Origin of the sequence: Enterobacter cloacae complex sp. ECL411, from assembly GCF_021869665.1 — a bacterium.
Taxonomy (GTDB): domain Bacteria; phylum Pseudomonadota; class Gammaproteobacteria; order Enterobacterales; family Enterobacteriaceae; genus Enterobacter; species Enterobacter intestinihominis.
The window spans coordinates 532,884-549,075 of the sequence record NZ_CP091486.1; the positions used below are offsets into that span (position 1 = coordinate 532,884).

17 protein-coding genes and 1 tRNA gene are annotated in these 16,192 nt (G+C 54.6%); 8 read left to right on the top strand and 10 right to left on the bottom strand.

What is annotated here, in order from left to right; genetic code table 11:
- Nucleotides 1-104: 104 nt before the first annotated feature.
- Together L3069_RS02555 and L3069_RS02560 are read left to right on the top strand one after the other, a co-directional pair.
- Entirely contained in the window at nt 105-1,487 is a 1,383-nt protein-coding gene (locus tag L3069_RS02555; protein ID WP_038415182.1) for an MFS transporter, read from the top strand.
- A gap of 11 nt (nt 1,488-1,498) precedes the next feature.
- Nucleotides 1,499-3,109 (top strand): glycoside hydrolase family 43 protein, encoded by a 1,611-nt coding sequence (locus L3069_RS02560; RefSeq protein WP_038415184.1) that lies wholly within the window; start codon nt 1,499-1,501, stop codon nt 3,107-3,109.
- Here L3069_RS02560 and xynR read toward each other — a convergent pair.
- From xynR to L3069_RS02585, 5 genes are all read right to left on the bottom strand, one after another.
- On the bottom strand, nt 3,094-3,855 hold the full coding sequence (gene xynR / locus L3069_RS02565) for a DNA-binding transcriptional repressor XynR (RefSeq protein ID WP_038415186.1): 762 nt from the start codon (nt 3,853-3,855) through the stop codon (nt 3,094-3,096). The genes L3069_RS02560 and xynR overlap by 16 nt on opposite strands.
- Before the next feature lie 187 nt (nt 3,856-4,042).
- Nucleotides 4,043-4,477 (bottom strand): DUF3828 domain-containing protein, encoded by a 435-nt coding sequence (locus L3069_RS02570; RefSeq protein ID WP_008501377.1) that lies wholly within the window; start codon nt 4,475-4,477, stop codon nt 4,043-4,045.
- A gap of 1 nt (nt 4,478) precedes the next feature.
- Nucleotides 4,479-4,841, bottom strand: a complete 363-nt coding sequence (locus tag L3069_RS02575; RefSeq protein ID WP_038415188.1) for a hypothetical protein — start codon at nt 4,839-4,841, stop codon at nt 4,479-4,481.
- Nucleotides 4,842-5,118: 277 nt separating this feature from the next.
- Nucleotides 5,119-6,123, bottom strand: coding sequence for an ornithine carbamoyltransferase (argF, locus tag L3069_RS02580; RefSeq protein ID WP_032625248.1), 1,005 nt, complete (start codon nt 6,121-6,123; stop codon nt 5,119-5,121).
- Nucleotides 6,093-6,188 (bottom strand): hypothetical protein, encoded by a 96-nt coding sequence (locus L3069_RS02585; RefSeq protein ID WP_213083700.1) that lies wholly within the window; start codon nt 6,186-6,188, stop codon nt 6,093-6,095. Before L3069_RS02585 ends, argF begins: the two co-directional genes overlap by 31 nt.
- A gap of 99 nt (nt 6,189-6,287) precedes the next feature.
- On the opposite strand from L3069_RS02585, the gene rraB reads away from it, so the two are divergent.
- From rraB to L3069_RS02610, 5 genes are all read left to right on the top strand, one after another.
- On the top strand, nt 6,288-6,713 hold the full coding sequence (rraB, locus tag L3069_RS02590) for a ribonuclease E inhibitor RraB (protein ID WP_017694625.1): 426 nt from the start codon (nt 6,288-6,290) through the stop codon (nt 6,711-6,713).
- Between the two features lie 46 nt (nt 6,714-6,759).
- The gene (gene miaE / locus L3069_RS02595; RefSeq protein ID WP_038415190.1) at nt 6,760-7,518 is read left to right on the top strand and encodes a tRNA isopentenyl-2-thiomethyl-A-37 hydroxylase MiaE; all 759 of its coding nucleotides are present in this window, start codon (nt 6,760-6,762) and stop codon (nt 7,516-7,518) included.
- A 30-nt stretch (nt 7,519-7,548) separates the two neighbouring features.
- Complete coding sequence (locus tag L3069_RS02600) at nt 7,549-8,271, top strand: hypothetical protein (protein ID WP_038415191.1); 723 nt, start codon at nt 7,549-7,551, stop codon at nt 8,269-8,271.
- A gap of 106 nt (nt 8,272-8,377) precedes the next feature.
- A tRNA-Leu gene (locus L3069_RS02605) sits at nt 8,378-8,459 on the top strand.
- Between the two features lie 545 nt (nt 8,460-9,004).
- Entirely contained in the window at nt 9,005-9,373 is a 369-nt protein-coding gene (locus tag L3069_RS02610; protein ID WP_029497222.1) for a hypothetical protein, read from the top strand.
- A 392-nt stretch (nt 9,374-9,765) separates the two neighbouring features.
- Here the strand turns inward: L3069_RS02610 and L3069_RS02615 are convergent, their stop codons facing one another.
- The 4 genes from L3069_RS02615 to L3069_RS02630 form a co-directional block, all read right to left on the bottom strand.
- Nucleotides 9,766-10,074, bottom strand: coding sequence for a hypothetical protein (locus L3069_RS02615; protein WP_172754434.1), 309 nt, complete (start codon nt 10,072-10,074; stop codon nt 9,766-9,768).
- Between the two features lie 83 nt (nt 10,075-10,157).
- Nucleotides 10,158-11,326 (bottom strand): IS3-like element ISEc52 family transposase gene (locus L3069_RS02620; RefSeq protein WP_085929673.1). Its coding sequence is split into 2 segments (ribosomal slippage): nt 10,158-11,077 and nt 11,077-11,326, totalling 1,170 coding nucleotides; the frame shifts between segments, so codons are not numbered across the junction.
- A gap of 105 nt (nt 11,327-11,431) precedes the next feature.
- Nucleotides 11,432-11,674 (bottom strand): DUF2778 domain-containing protein, encoded by a 243-nt coding sequence (locus L3069_RS02625; RefSeq protein WP_232926242.1) that lies wholly within the window; start codon nt 11,672-11,674, stop codon nt 11,432-11,434.
- Between the two features lie 182 nt (nt 11,675-11,856).
- The gene (locus tag L3069_RS02630; RefSeq protein WP_074133734.1) at nt 11,857-12,324 is read right to left on the bottom strand and encodes a SymE family type I addiction module toxin; all 468 of its coding nucleotides are present in this window, start codon (nt 12,322-12,324) and stop codon (nt 11,857-11,859) included.
- A gap of 300 nt (nt 12,325-12,624) precedes the next feature.
- On the opposite strand from L3069_RS02630, the gene L3069_RS02635 reads away from it, so the two are divergent.
- A complete protein-coding gene (locus L3069_RS02635; protein WP_063136025.1) occupies nt 12,625-13,494 on the top strand; it encodes a phosphorothioated DNA-binding restriction endonuclease in 870 nt (289 codons plus the stop codon).
- A gap of 362 nt (nt 13,495-13,856) precedes the next feature.
- Here the strand turns inward: L3069_RS02635 and L3069_RS02640 are convergent, their stop codons facing one another.
- Complete coding sequence (locus tag L3069_RS02640; RefSeq protein ID WP_045339590.1) at nt 13,857-16,190, bottom strand: primase-like DNA-binding domain-containing protein; 2,334 nt, start codon at nt 16,188-16,190, stop codon at nt 13,857-13,859.
- Nucleotides 16,191-16,192 lie beyond the last annotated feature (2 nt).

The following is a 16,192-nucleotide window of genomic DNA, read 5'->3' on the forward strand; positions in this document are numbered from 1 at the left end:
TAATTCAGAAATAAGATATGACCATTGCTGGTTAATTGAACAGCTCATTACACTCCATTAACACGATGTTGTAATTCAGCACACTACATAAGGGTGTAATTCTGATGACGCAATTAACCATGAAAGACAAAATTGGCTACGGGCTGGGTGACACCGCCTGCGGCTTCGTCTGGCAGGCCACGATGTTCCTGCTGGCCTATTTCTACACCGACGTCTTCGGCCTCTCCGCGGGCATTATGGGGACGCTGTTTTTAGTCTCCCGCGTGCTCGACGCCGTGACCGACCCGCTGATGGGGCTGCTGGTAGACCGCACCCGCACGCGGCATGGCCAGTTTCGCCCGTTCCTGCTGTGGGGCGCCATCCCGTTCGGCATCGTCTGCATGCTGACCTTCTACACGCCGGACTTCTCCGCGCAGGGCAAAATCATCTACGCCTGCGTGACCTATATTCTGCTGACTCTGGTCTACACCTTCGTTAACGTCCCGTACTGCGCCATGCCGGGCGTCATTACTGCCGACCCGAAAGAGCGTCACGCCCTGCAGTCCTGGCGCTTCTTCCTGGCGGCGGCGGGGTCGCTCGCCATCAGCGGCATCGCGCTGCCGCTGGTCAGCATCATTGGCAAAGGCAACGAGCAGGTGGGGTATTTCGGCGCCATGTGCGTGCTGGGCCTGAGCGGTGTGGTGCTGCTCTACGTCTGCTTCTTTACCACCAAAGAGCGCTACACCTTTGAGGTGCAGCCGGGTTCGTCAGTGGCGAAAGACCTTAAGCTGCTGCTGGGCAACAGCCAGTGGCGCATCATGTGTGCCTTCAAGATGATGGCGACCTGCTCCAGCGTGGTGCGCGGCGGGGCGACGCTCTACTTCGTCAAATACGTGATGGATCACCCGGAGATGGCGACCCAGTTTTTACTCTACGGAAGCCTTGCCACCATGTTCGGCTCGCTCTGCTCCTCCCGTCTGCTGGGCCGCTTCGACCGCGTTACCGCCTTCAAGTGGATCATCGTCGCTTACTCGCTGATTAGCCTGCTGATTTTCGTCACCCCGGCGGAGTACATCGCGCTGATTTTTGCCCTCAACATTCTGTTCCTGTTCGTCTTTAACACCACCACGCCGCTGCAGTGGCTGATGGCCTCTGACGTGGTGGATTACGAGGAGAGCCGCAGCGGACGCCGCCTCGACGGGCTGGTGTTCTCCACCTACCTGTTCAGCCTGAAGATTGGCCTGGCGATTGGCGGGGCGGTGGTGGGCTGGATCCTGGCGTACGTGAACTACTCCGCCAGCAGCAGCGTGCAGCCGGTCGAGGTGCTGACCACCATCAAAATTCTGTTCTGCGTGGTGCCGGTGGTGCTCTACGCGGGCATGTTCATCATGCTGTCGTTCTACAAGCTCACCGACGCCCGCGTGGAGGCCATCAGCCAGCAGCTGATCAAGCACCGCGCGTCGCAGGGCGAGGCCGTTCCCGACGCCGCGACAGCCGCATCCCATTAACCGGAGGCATTATGGAAATCACTAACCCGATCCTGACCGGCTTCAACCCGGACCCGTCCCTGTGCCGTCAGGGCGAGGACTACTACATCGCCACCTCGACCTTCGAGTGGTTCCCGGGCGTGCGCATCTACCACTCCCGCGATCTGAAAAACTGGTCGCTGGTCAGCACCCCGCTGGACCGCGTGTCGATGCTGGACATGAAGGGCAACCCGGACTCCGGCGGCATCTGGGCACCGTGCCTGAGCTACGCCGACGGGAGGTTCTGGCTGCTCTACACCGACGTGAAGATTGTCGACTCGCCGTGGAAAAACGGCCGCAACTTCCTCGTCACCGCGCCGTCCATCGAGGGGCCGTGGAGCGAGCCGATCCCGATGGGCAACGGCGGGTTCGATCCGTCCCTGTTCCACGACGACGATGGCCGCAAATACTACCTCTACCGCCCGTGGGGGCCGCGCCATCACAGCAACCCGCACAACACCATCGTGATGCAGGAGTTTGACCCGCAGACCGGCACCCTCTCGCCCGAGCGCAAAACGCTGTTTACCGGCACGCCGCTCTGCTACACCGAAGGGGCGCATCTTTATCGCCACGCGGGATGGTACTACCTGATGGTTGCCGAAGGCGGCACCAGCTACGAGCACGCCGTCGTGGTGCTGCGCGCAAAAACCATCGACGGGCCGTACGAGCTGCACCCGGACGTGACGATGATGACCAGCTGGCACCTGCCGGAGAACCCGCTGCAAAAGAGCGGCCACGGCTCGCTGCTGCAAACCCACACCGGGGAGTGGTATATGGCCTACCTCACCAGCCGCCCGCTGCGCCTGCCCGGCGTGCCGCTACTGGCTTCCGGCGGGCGCGGCTACTGCCCGCTGGGGCGCGAGACCGGCATCGCCCGCATTGAATGGTGCGACGGCTGGCCTTACGTGGAAGGCGGCAGGCACGCGCAGCTGACCGTGAAAGGCCCGCAGATGGCGGAGCAGCCTGCATCCGTTCAGTGCAGCTGGCGGGAGGACTTCGACGGCAGCACGCTTGACCCGGAACTGCAGACCCTGCGCATTCCGTTCGACAACACCCTCGGCTCGCTTACCGCCCGCCCGGGCTACTTACGGCTCTACGGCAACGACTCGCTCAACTCGACCTTTACCCAGTCGACCGTGGCGCGCCGCTGGCAGCATTTCACCTTCCGGGCCGAGACGCGGATGCAGTTCTCGCCGGTCCACTTCCAGCAGAGCGCGGGGCTGACCTGCTACTACAACAGCAAAAACTGGAGCTACTGCTTTGTGGATTACGAGGAGGGGCAGGGCAGAACGATTAAGGTTATTCAGCTCGACCACAACGTGCCGTCGTGGCCGCTGCACGAGCAGCCCATTCCCGTGCCGGAACAGGCCGAGAGCGTCTGGCTAAGGGTGGACGTGGATACGCTGGTCTACCGCTACAGCTACTCGTTCGACGGCGAGACGTGGTACACCGTGCCGGTGACGTATGAGGCGTGGAAGCTGTCGGATGACTACATCGGCGGGCGCGGTTTCTTCACTGGTGCGTTTGTGGGACTGCACTGCGAGGACATCAGCGGCGACGGCTGCCACGCGGACTTCGACTACTTCACCTACGAGCCGGCATAGCCCAGTGCGCGTGAGAGCGCGAGCCCGGCCTGCTGAAGCTGCTCGCGGAAATTAGCCAGCTCGGCGTCGTCCACGCGCGAGGTCAAGGTCGACAGGCTCAGGGCGGCAATCACGCGGGATTCGTGGTTCCACACCGGCACCGCCACGCAGCGCACGCCCTGCTCGTTCTCTTCGCTGTCCAGGGCATAGCCCTGCTCGCGGGTTTGCGCCAGAGCGGCCATTAATGCTTCGCGAGAGGCGAGGGTAGCGGGCGTAAAGGTGGTGTACTGATAGCCCTCCAGCAGGGTGTTCAGCTCGGCCTCGCCCAGCCAGGCAATCAACACCTTGCCGATGGCAGTGGCGTGAACCGGCAGGCGGCGGCCAATGCGCGAATATGCTATGGCGGCCAGCTTGCCTTCAATCTTCTCGATATAGACCCCTTCACGACCGTCCAGGATCCCCAGATGGGTGGTCTGCCCGGTCCGCTGGGACAGCTCCGTCAGCCAGCCTTTCGCCTTCTGGCGAATGTCGATGGAGCCCACGACGAAATGACCGCGCTCAACCAGCTTCATGCCGAGGCGATATTTGCCGTTCTCCGGGTTCTGATCGATATAGCCGTGAAGCTGGAGGGTTTTCAGCAGCGAGTGGAGGGTACTCTTACTCAGCCCCATCAGTTTGCTGATGTCGGTGATCTTAAGCTCGGTGGCCTGCTCGTTGAACAGGTCGAGGATCTGCAACGCACGTTCAACAGACTGAATAATCGGCATAATGCTGGCATGTCCACGCTGGAATGAAGGCGAAAACGTACCTTTTTCGGGGTGAAAAATCAATGAAATGGAGCTGGCCTGATCCGCCCGGCGGCGCTACGCTTGCACGGGCCTACGGGTTGTGTAGGCCGGGTAAGCGCAGCGCCACCCGGCAACAAAGGCGGCTACATTATTGTTAGCGGGGGAATCAATTATTATCCCGTGCAGCGACAGACTGAATTTTCCAGATCCCATCTTCTTTAACCATGCAATCAATAACTGTGTGCTGGGTCTTTTTGCCGAACGTGATATTCACGTTTAAACAGACCGGGTCTGAATCATACGAATCAATAGCCACATTCTCAGCCCAGTCCTCGCCGATATACTGCGATTTCATAAAAAAATCAGCCTCGTAAAATTCAGCATCGGCATAACGGGGATCGTCTGCATGACGTAATTTTTTCATGGTACTGGCCGTAACGAACTTATCGATTTCATTTCCCTCCTGGATAGGATAATGTTCGTTGTTCACCTGTTTGACGTACCAGCGATTGAATTCAAGAGCGCGCTGCATCGGTATCTGAAAATCTTCGGCCCCCAATGCGGCTGTACTGAATAACACAATTAAGATGAGCTTATTCATATTAATAATGCCTGTATAAGGTGACGGCTGGCTGGAGTTGGCGATACGTTGGCCCCGGGTACATTGTTCTCTGTTTAAAATCTGAATACCAGGTTTCAGCACCATCGTAAATGCAGACATGCCCGTACTGATTCGGGCCGGGCAAGGCATCAATCACCGCGATATCCCCCTCTATGGGAGTGCCATAGACTTTTGTGAACCCTGCTTTTTCAAGAGAACGCCAGAAATCCTTAGCGTTTGCCCCTTCGATTTTAAGCCCTCCGGCTCGAATGGCGGCGGCGATTGCGCGAGCGCAATAATGTCCAGTATGGGTTAGTGCGTGGCTACGGGCGTATGACACAGCTTCATGCTTATTCCATGACATAAATAATCCTTATTAACGAAATGCAGCAATAAGGAAATATTACGCCGATAATATACGGTGTTTTGTAATTGATAATGACCTGATATTAACCATTATCTACTCAGTAAATAATGGTCAATAAAAATATAAATATCTATTATGGTTAATGCCTATCTGAGAAAGCGTCAGTAAAATGAATTTTTCTGCCCGACGATAACGCTGTTGTCGTTTTTAGGGTGTTCTCCCTCTCCCTGTGGGAGAGGGCCGGGGTGAGGGCACCAGACCGCAGAGGAGTCAATCACTCCCCAAGCGTCGCCACCATCACCGCCTTAATCGTATGCATCCGGTTTTCCGCCTGGTCGAAGACGATGCTCGCCGCCGACTCAAACACCTCGTCCGTCACTTCCATCCCGCCGTGCAGATCGAACTCCTTCGCCATCTGCTTGCCGAGCGTAGTCTGGTCGTCATGGAACGCCGGCAGACAGTGCAGGAACTTCACGTTCGGGTTGCCGGTCAGCGCCATCATTTGCGCGTTCACCTGATACCCCCTCAGCAGCGCAATCCGCTCCGCCCACTTCTCTTTGGCTTCGCCCATCGACACCCAGACGTCGGTATAGATAAAGTCCGCGCCTTTCACGCCCGCCGCCACGTCTTCCGTCAGGGTGATTTTCCCGCCGTGCTTTTCCGCTAGCGCACTGCACTCCGCCACCAGGCTCTCTTCCGGCCAGCAGGCTTTCGGGGCCACCAGGCGTAGATCCAGCCCGGTCAGCGCCGCCGCTTCCAGCATCGAGTTGCCCATGTTGTTGCGCGCGTCGCCCGCGTAGACCAGCGTCATCTCGTTAAACGCCTTGCCCGGCAGGTGCTCCTGCATGGTCAGCAGATCCGCCAGCAGCTGCGTCGGGTGGAACTCGTTGGTCAGCCCGTTCCACACCGGCACGCCCGCGTACTGCGCCAGCGTTTCGACCACTTCCTGGCCGTGGCCGCGATACTGAATGCCATCGTACATCCGCCCGAGCACGCGTGCGGTATCCTTAATTGACTCTTTATGCCCAATCTGGCTGCCGCTCGGCCCTAACCAGGTAACGCGCGCTCCCTGGTCAAATGCGGCAACTTCGAAAGAGCAACGTGTACGGGTTGAGTCTTTTTCGAAGATGAGCGCGATGTTTTTGCCAGTAAGCTTTTGTACTTCCTTGCCATTTTTTTTATCGGCTTTGAGCTGTGCGGCAAGAGTCAGCAGAGAAGTGAACTGTGCAGGGGTAAAGTCGAGCAATTTCAGAAAGTGTTTCTTGTACAGATCAGACATTTTATCCTCGCATGGCGAACGCCACTTATTGAATTAAAATTCACTTTATATGTGTAATTATTCATTTGCAACCCCGTTTCACAAATCTTTCCAACAAAGGTGGAGGCAAACCCGTCCGTGTGTGAAAATAGAAGTATCTGCCGCACTTTAAAGAGGATTGACCCATGGCAAACCCGGAATTACTGGAAGAGCAACGCGAAGAGACGCGTCTGATTATTGAAGAACTGCTGGAAGACGGTAGCGATCCGGACGCGCTGTACACCATCGAACACCATTTCTCTGCGGACGACTTTGAAGCGCTGGAAAAAATGGCCGTGGAAGCCTTCAAGCTGGGTTACGAAGTGACCGAGCCGGAAGAGCTGGAAGTGGAAGAGGGCGACACCGTCATCTGCTGCGATATCCTGAGCGAAGGCGCGCTGAAGGCGGAGCTGATCGACGCGCAGGTAGAACAGCTGATGAACCTGGCCGAGAAGTTTGAAGTGGAATACGACGGCTGGGGAACCTACTTCGAAGATCCGAACGGTGAAGACGGCGAAGAAGGCGACGACGAAGATTACGTCGACGAAGACGACGACGGCGTGCGTCACTAAGCGTTTCAGGCGGTGGCGCGCGCCACCGCTTTTTCAAGGCAGAACCATGGATTACCCGCAGATACTCGCCCCCGTACTCAACTTCCTCCAGTGCCCGACCCCGCAAGCATGGATTGATAAAGCCCGCGACCCGGCGAACCTGCCGTTGCTGCTCACCGACCACATGGTGTGCGAGCTCAAGGCCGCCCAGACTGCGCTATTACTCGTGCGTAAATACGTCGCCGACGAAAGCGGTGCCGATGCGCTGCTCGACTGGCTCAAGCCCTACGAACAGTTCACCTTCCGCGACGGCCCGGAGCCGGACTTCATCACCCTGCACAGGCAGATTGGCAAAAGCGTGATGCCCAAAACCGACGACCCGTGGGGCCAGGCGCTCATCGACAGCATGGTGCTGCTGATTAAAGAGGAGCTGCACCACTTCTGGCAGGTGCGCGAGGCGATGCTGGCCCGCGACATTCCCTACGTCAAAATCACCGCCAGCCGCTATGCTAAAGGGATGCTGAAGGAAGTGCGCACCCACGAGCCGCTGACGCTGATCGACAAGCTCATTTGCGGCGCCTACATCGAAGCCCGCTCCTGCGAACGCTTCGCCGCGCTGGCCCCGTTCCTCGACGACGACCTGCAGAAGTTCTATCTCTCTCTGCTGCGCTCGGAAGCGCGCCATTATCAGGACTACCTGACGCTGGCTCAGCAGGTGAGCGACGACGATATCTCACCGCGCATACAGCTTTTTGGCGAAATTGAAGCCACACTTATCTCGACACCGGACCACGAGTTTCGCTTCCACAGCGGCGTGCCGGTGTAACCCGGCATAACTCAAGGATAAGGATGCGAGATGAATAAAAAGTGGACCCGTATTGTGATTATCGTCATTGCGGCTGCCGCCGTGGCGTTCTGGGTGTTTTTCGACAGGCAGCGCGCTCCGGAACGGCAGATGGATAACGCCCTCAACGAGATGCCCGCCTGGCAGGTGATTAAGGAGCAGGAGCCCGCGCTGCATCAGCGCATCCTCGACCAGATGGCCGCCCTGCAAAAAGCGGGCGAGCCGGAGCAGCAGATTATCGACACCATCCAGCCGCAGATCCTGCATCTGCAGATGACGCGCCTGCAAAACGCCCCGGACGCCAACGTGGTGAACTACATGACCATCAACATGGAGCAGACCGCCGCCATCCAGAAGGTGAGCGACGACGCCTGCTTCCGCTTCCTCTACCCGATGGTGAAGGGCGGCATCAACCCGATGCGCATGCTGGATAAAGACCTGATGGCGCGGCGCATGCAGGCCGATGCGGACATGATGCGCGCGGCCTACGGCAAAAACCGCCACACCGTAACCCAAGCCGAGCGTGAGGCGGCCGTCGAGGATGTCCGACCGATTATGAAGCAACTTGCCGATCAGTACGGCGAGGACATCCAGCTGCTGCAGATGCCGGAGAAGGCGGCGGGCAAAGAGAAGCTCTCCTGCGATATGGTGCAGGACATGTGGGCGAAGGTGCTGGCGCTGCCGGAGCAGAAGGCGGCAGGGGTGATTCGGCTGGCGGTGTCTGAGCTGGAGTGACGAAGGGCGCTGGTTTTTTGGGCACTTAGCGCGGGTTTAGCGCGTCGTCGCTTGCATGGCGGCGCGCGACAGGTATAATCCACAACGTTTCCGCATCCCCTTCAGTGCCGAAGTGGCGAAATCGGTAGACGCAGTTGATTCAAAATCAACCGTAGAAATACGTGCCGGTTCGAGTCCGGCCTTCGGCATTCAGTACCTTATTTTCTTTTAAATCAATGAGTTAGTGTGAAAATTCCGTCTCATTGACCAGTAGAAAATGTCAATTCTTCATCACGTACAAAAGCCACTGTGTTTGTTAATGGCTTTGGTATGTTAGCACATAGTGGCGAGTAGTTCCCAGGCTCAACCTCGTATCGCTTTTCCCTTTGAAGCTGGAAGACGTGCCACCGTCTCTAAACCTATACCAAACGCTTACAGTGAAGCGCATTTTTTGCCGATGCTCCCAAATGCCACACGTCGCTGATGACGTTGCAGGGAATAAACAGGTTTATGGTGGTGTTCGTACCTACAAACGATATGTAGGCTCTGCCAGCGGTTCGGCCTCGCTCCTTCGGGTACATGGTCATCCTGATAAACTTCACTGTCTGACATATCCCTGATGTTGTCGCCTAACGGCTCCGCGTGTTGTCTTACCACCAACGGGCATTAGGCTTCTATTGTCCAAAATCTGTTAGTTGCACAATTTTTGCACCCTGTATAACCTGAGATTAATCTTAATCACTCAAGGGTGGGTATGTCAGATAAGGAATCAATACGAAGGGAGTTAACTCTTTTGTTGGAGATACTCGCCTTGACTGGAGAGCAACGAGATTTTGTTGAATCAATGTACCAAGACAATGCAAACAGTAGGGGGATGGTAATGACCAACAAGCAGTTACGTATCCGCTATGGATTTCATGGAAAACACATGGAAAAAAATGTTGCCTGGGATGGCAATGATCAGGTGAATAGTGTTTTGGCTGTTCTTATTGAGGAGTTGTCTCTCCCGATAGGTGAGAAACCAGTGAATCTGATTGAACACGGTGTAGATGATGTATTTTTCTACGATGAAGAGAGTCAGAAATGGCTCGAAATCCCTCCTAAATGGCTAATCAAGGCATAAGGTCAGGGGGCAACTCGCCCCCCGCTTCTTCACTTCAACGCGCGTATGTAATCAAGCAAGGCTTTCAGTTGGCTACCTTTCATCGCCGGAACACGAATACGTATATCAGCCTTTCCTGTACTGGCGTACCTGCTTTCCCCTTGCAGTAATCGAAGGCTCATTGTTATGATCTGATGGTCTGACATTACTAACTCTCCGTGGTGGTTTGTTGTTTGTCGGATCGCTGTGTGGGATGTTCTCAGCATCCTGCACAGCACTATTAACAGCATTGCGTAAATTTCTCGGTAACAGATGACGCTGTATCGTCGTCCCTGCAAACTTCACTACCTGCGTATAAACGCACACCGTAGCACCACACCAGATAAAGCTGGTGATTAGCTCTTCTTCCTTTTTCAATACTCATCTCCGAGAATTGCACCTAAGAAAAATTCTGTTTGCTCTTCGCTGCCTTTGACGCTGTAACACTCGATAGCCTTTCTCATTTCGCTTTCGTCCGTGTTACCAGCCAGCCATTCTATCAGGCTTTCTAAATACTCCTCCGCTCTGTTCACGTCGTGATCTTCTGGTAACACCTTGATTGCATCTGCCATGAAACAGGCTTCTACGTGGTCGTAATGAAACAGCAGGACAAGAATACTTTCTTGTTGCCATTGTTCAGGCGTTTTCAATCCGGAACTGTTAGTCATTTGATACTCACCCATTTACGATCCTCGTTCGGTGTTGCTTGTTGAATTGCATCTTTCAACACCTGTTCAAAGTTCACGCCGTGCTCCTGGTGAAGTGGTCAACAAAAACTGGCCACCGCGTTAGAGTTTTTCCAGTATCGGTTTTCTGATTCGTTTGGCGGTAACCCACCATTATATTCGTGCGGTCTTAGTGCGCTGTAATATCCAACGATATAGTCCGTTATTGCGTGAGCTGCATCGCTGAAGCTTACATAGCCCGTCGCCGGCACCCATTCGTTCTTCAGACTCCTGAAGAAGCGCTCCATTGGGCTGTTATCCCAGCAGTTTCCACGCCGACTCATACTCTGCCTGATCCGGTATCGCCACAGTAACTGCCGGAACTGCCTGCTCGTATAATGGCTGCCTTGATCGCTGTGGAACATCACCCCGACGGGCTTACCACGGGTTTCCCATGCCATTTCCAGTGCTTTCATGGTGAGCCTGCTGTCCGGCGAGAACGACATGGCCCAGCCCACTGGTTTTCTTGCGAACAGGTCGAGAACAACGGCGAGGTACGCCCAGCGCTTACCCGTCCAGATATAGGTCACATCACCGCACCACACCTGATTTGGTTCCGTTACGGCGAACTGTCGCTCAAGATGATTCGGGATAGCAACGTGCTCATGACCGCCACGCTTATACCGGTGAGTCGGCTGCTGGCAACTGACCAGCCCCAGCTCTTTCATGAGTCTGCCAGCAAGCCAGCGCCCCATCTGGTAGCCTCTCTGGGTTGCCATTGTGGCGATGCTTCTTGCTCCGGCAGAGCCGTGGCTGATGCCATGCAGTTCAAGTACCTGACTGCGTAATACAGCCCGTCTGCCGTCTGGCTTTTCAGGACGGTTTTTCCAGTATTTGTAGCTGCTGCGATGAACCCCGAACACATGGCAGAGAGTGGCCACAGGATAACGCGCCCTGAGTTTCCCGATTATCGAGAACTGTTCAGGGAGTCTGACATCAAGAGCGCGGTAGCCTTTTTTAATATTTCATTTTCCATTTCAATACGTTGTAGCTTTTTCCTGAGCTCACGGATTTCAATTTGTTCCGGGGTAATGGGGGAGGCTTTTGGTGTTTTGCCCTGCCGTTCATCACGTAATTGTTTCACCCATCGCGTCATTGTGGAAAGGCCGACATCCATAGCGCTGGCTGCATCTGCCACGGTGTAGTTCTGGTCAACGACCAGTTGAGCGGATTCGCGTTTAAACTCTGCGCTGAAATTTCTTTTTTTCATTATGACACCTGTGTTGTTCTGAGGTGAGCATATCACCTCTGTTCAGGTGGCCAAATTCAGTAAACCACTTCAATCAGCCATGGTCGAAGCATTAAACAAGCCGAACTATTCAGAATGATCGGTCCCGTTCTTGAAGTCTTTTACAAACCGTTCAACCCGATTAGCAATACTGCCTTCCGGTGCATCAACGATCCAGTACGTACCCAAAGGTAATGCTGCATTCCTGATAAAGGCGCACTCTGCAATACTGGTTACGGGTTCTATTCCTGAAAAAACGGGAAACGTCCCAACGCCATAAACGTGTAGTTTCAGCTTTCTTCCATCGGCGGAGACATCATTATAATCCATCCTACAAATCTGCATAGCAATCCTCCCTGTCGCTTTGCGGAGAATGTTACAACCGATTTATTGAGTGCACCAGCGGAGTTAGATAATGCATTTAAAAAAGGAAAAATACGGGCATGCGTATTCAAGCCCGTATTAACTTATCCTTTTACATGATTAATGAAGGGATATTTTAGATATTATTCTTACTTTGCCAGACCATTTCCGCGCTTCACCATAGGTATATCTCCCGTATCATTCAGCGCTCCCGGAAACGTTTTTAACCACTGCACGACTTTCTGCTTATTTATATTCACCACACTCATACCTTCCAGACATCCCCATAATTCTCTTGTATGCTGTGGGGTAATCACGATGCAGTCTTTCATGGCGCGGATTTTCACAGGCATACCGTTGATAAAGCCTGCACGGGTTAACCAGTCGCCGCCTAGGAGAAGGTATTTCATATCTATGCGTGCATACAGTTCGCAGCAGGCGGCACTGTCCTTCGGTGTTTCCGCGCGTGGATGGACGGGTGCCACGTTGGTCTGGTTGCCGTGCAGACGGCGGGCGCTGTTTTTGCGTACCAGCTCGCGGTTTTCAATCATGCCGGTGAAAGCGTCTGATTCTGTTTTGCAAACGGTAAACTCTGGCTTAAAATTCGTCGCAGCCATTTTCAACTTCTCCGTAGTTGTTGGTGGTTAGCGGTATGGGGGTGTTGCAGCACCTTCATATCGCGAATTCTTCTTCAAATTCTCTTTGATACTTCCTTTGCCGTTCGGCGTAATTTCTGGTGCTCATTATACAGGACTGAATATAAATACAGCGGTTTGGTGTGGGAGAATTTGGAATTTGCGAGGAGGATTCAGGAAATAGTTGAGTGTGCGGTAAGGTCATGTTTTTTGTTGATTGCGGGTTGATTGGTCCGGGCTTTGCGAGCATCATCGCAATTATTTACCTTCTTTCGTAACGCGATGGCTTCCAGCAAAACTCTCGAACAGGCAATTGCCGACATCACCATCTGGCGAAAAGGCGAGCAGCGTGCGCCGCATAAACCTTTATTGCTTCTGTACGTGCTGGCGAACTATCAGCATGGGCATGCGAGACTTTTTGATTATGGAACCGAGGTCCACGAGCAGCTGCTTAGCCTGTTAGAACGCTTTGGCCCACAGAGGAAGGCGCATTACCCGAATATGCCTTTCTGGCGGCTCAAAGGTGATGGATTTTGGGATCTGAAGAATACTGAGTTCTGTTCGACCACTGGCAGTAAGCAACCGCCTGTTAAAGAACTTGTGGAACATAACGTCGCAGGCGGGTTTGATGAAGAACACTTTGCGTTGCTGAGTAAGAACAAAAACCTGATCGGCTCGCTGGCGCAGCAGATCCTTGAAGCGCATTTTCCTGAAAGCATTCAGGAAGAGATCGCGGATGAGATGGGGTTTGATATCCAGCAGATCCGTAAGGTTCGCGATCCGCTGTTCCGCCAGCAGGTGTTGCGTGCGTATAACTATGAATGTGCCATCTGCGGATTCAACATGCGACATGATAACGCCTCCGTTGGACTCGAAGCCGCGCATATCAAGTGGAAGCAGTTTGGTGGACCGTGTGAGATCCCGAATGGACTGGCGCTGTGTGCAATTCATCATAAGGCATTTGATAAAGGATCGATTGGGCTGGATGAGAGTATGCGGGTGCTGGTGTCAGAGGCGGTGAATGGGAATGGGATCGTTGGGCGGTTGTTCTGGGATTTTGCCGAGAAGCAGATTGCGCTACCGATGGTGAAAGGGAATTATCCAAGGGAGGGGTTTGTAGAGTGGCATCGGAGGGAGGTGTTTAGAGGATGAGTGCGAAGGCCGGACTCAAATCATCATTTAACCCTATAAAATATAAATAAAAAATATAAAGCACACTTCAAAGTGCCCCCTTTTGTGCCCCCACCATTTATTTTGATAATTTTAAACTCAACTAATTGGTTTAACTGAAAAAAGATTACTCATCCTATCTTCGGTTTGGATCCGTTGTACGGATCCAAACCAGAACAGAAAAACTTTTTTTTGGAAAAACTGTTCACACTGTTCACTACGGTATTTTATTAAATACATTCAAATGGTTAAGTAGTGAACGGTTGGTGAACAGTGAATACTTTACTGTTCACTTTTGCCGTTTTACAGGTAAAAAAAGACCGGCTATTGCCGGTCAGGGTAGGTTATTTCGCTATAGGGTCATCACATTTTGGCAACCAGTCGGCGTTACTTTCCTCTCTGAGTGCCAGATTTGTCTGTATGCCCTGATTTTTTCGGCGCTTCTCATAACTTAGCCCGTACTCTTTCAGCATGGCCGGCAGTCCCTTACCGAACATGGTGAGGCTGAGTGTATTCTTGTAGCCGTGGGCTTCCATATACGCCAGATAGGCATGATACAGATACAGGCGCGGCTGGCGCGGAATGATGTTGGCATTGCCAATATACATACCCTCAGGCTCCGGCAGTGCTTCCAGATAGCCGCAAAAATCAAATGTCGGATCAGCATCGCGTTTAATACTGAGCGCCTCGTCGGAGTTCTGCTGTGACTGGAGCAGAGCACGGGCAGTCATCGGGTCGCTGAACTTTTGCATAAGCTGGCGCACAATTACGGCCAGCTCGCGAGCGATTTTGTTTTTTAGCTGCGGGTCGCGTTCATCCGGGGCAATCTGTTCCGGGAAATGCAGGATCACCCGGCGACGGGAAACACCGCCGCTGCGGTCGGTAAAGCGCATCGGGTTATTGTTCACGGCCAGGATCACCGCCGGAATATGGGTGGAGTATGCATCCTTGTATTTCGGGTCTACCGAGACCGCATCCCCGCCGGTGATGGCCTTTAGTCCTGCCCCGTCACCGCTCCACTTTTCCTGGTCAGGCAGGCGAATCAGCGAGAAGCCAATCAGAGCCGCACGTTCGCGGGGTGATTCCAGCGTTTCGATGGTGGCCGACGTGGCGTTATCTTCCCCGGCAAGCATCGTCGCAATTTCGGCCAGAATACTTTTTCCGCTCCCGCCGGGACCGGTGACTTCGAGAAAGAGCTGCCAGTCGTAACGGTTCGCCAGCACCATAAACAGGGCGGCAAGTATCACGTCGCGCTTTTCCGGTCTGCCACCGGCGGCACGGTCGAGCCAGCGCCAGAAATCCGGGGCGTGGGTTTCGAGTGTTTCACCTTCCACCGGGGGGGTAAAATCGACATCACAGAGCGTGCGCAGCCAGTGTGATTTATGGTGCGGGTTGAATGTGCCGGTGGCGGTATCGAGTACGCCGTTGCGAAAGCCAATCAGACGCCGTGCCGGGGCATCCTGCTGCGGAATAATCAGTTTCAGGGTCTCCACCACCGAGGCAATTTTCCCCGACGAGAACGGGGCGCGCAGACGCTGGAACAACCCGGCCACGTCGCGCGCAAAGTCAGACGGTGGAATGATTTTCCATATCCCGGCCTCATAGCGGGAGAGGAGCTGGCCGTTCGCATCCACGGCCAGCGCTTCGCCGTAATGCTCATGTACTCGCATTGCCTTTTCACTGGTGCTCATGGCGGTAAATTCCGCTTCGCTCATGGTAGTGAAAGGACTGTCAGCCGGTGGCCGGATGGCGTCATAAATCGCTTTCCGCGTTGCCTCTTCGCCGTGCTGCATAAACGCATCATTCCAGTCACCGAATACCGGCGACAGGGCGACAATGCCCTCGCAGGCTCCTGCGGCCACAGCGGCTTTGTTCTGGCCGTCACCGTTAAGGTCACGGTCGGCGGCGAGGACAATCTGACAGGCCGGGTGTTTCTGGCGGACAAGGCTCGCCAGAGAAAGGAGGTTCACGGACGACAACGCCACCATAACGGTTTCACCGGTCAGGTGATGCACGGTGAGCGCGGTCGCATAGCCCTCCGCTATCCACAGGCGTTTTCCGGCCTGTTTTTTTCCTTCGATGGTGTGGCACGCTCCTTTTACCGCCCCGCCTTTCAGGGTGCGTTTGAGACCGTCAGAACTGATAAGCTGAAGGTTAACCAGTGCGCCGGTATCGTCATACAGCGGTACAACCACATCACCGGCGCGAAACGTCACGCCGCCGGTTTTGTGTGTGGCCGACAGTACCGGACATTCCCGGTCGGGGAAGCCCTTGCGGGTCAGGTAGGCGTTGCCGCTGGCCGGTCGGGTTTTCTCCATGAGCCTGACGGCCAGTGCGGCCGCCGCTTTGCGGTCGGTATCGGTTTCAGCCTCTGCGGCCGCAATCACTTCCGGGGCAACCGGCGGCAGGTTGCCGGTCACGGCGTTCACCTTCCCGGCAGCCTCTGATGCGTTCATGCCGAACACTTTCTCTACCAGCTTAAGTCCGTCACCCGCACCGCACTGGTTGCAGTACCACGTCCCGCGCCCCTCTCTATCGTCAAAGCGAAAACGGTCAGAGCCGCCGCACACCGGACAGGCCTGATGCCGGTTTTTTATGACCTTCACACCCAGCGCCGGGAGAATGTGCGGCCAGTGGCCGCACGCCTGTTTTACCGTCTCTGTTACGTTCATTTTCATCG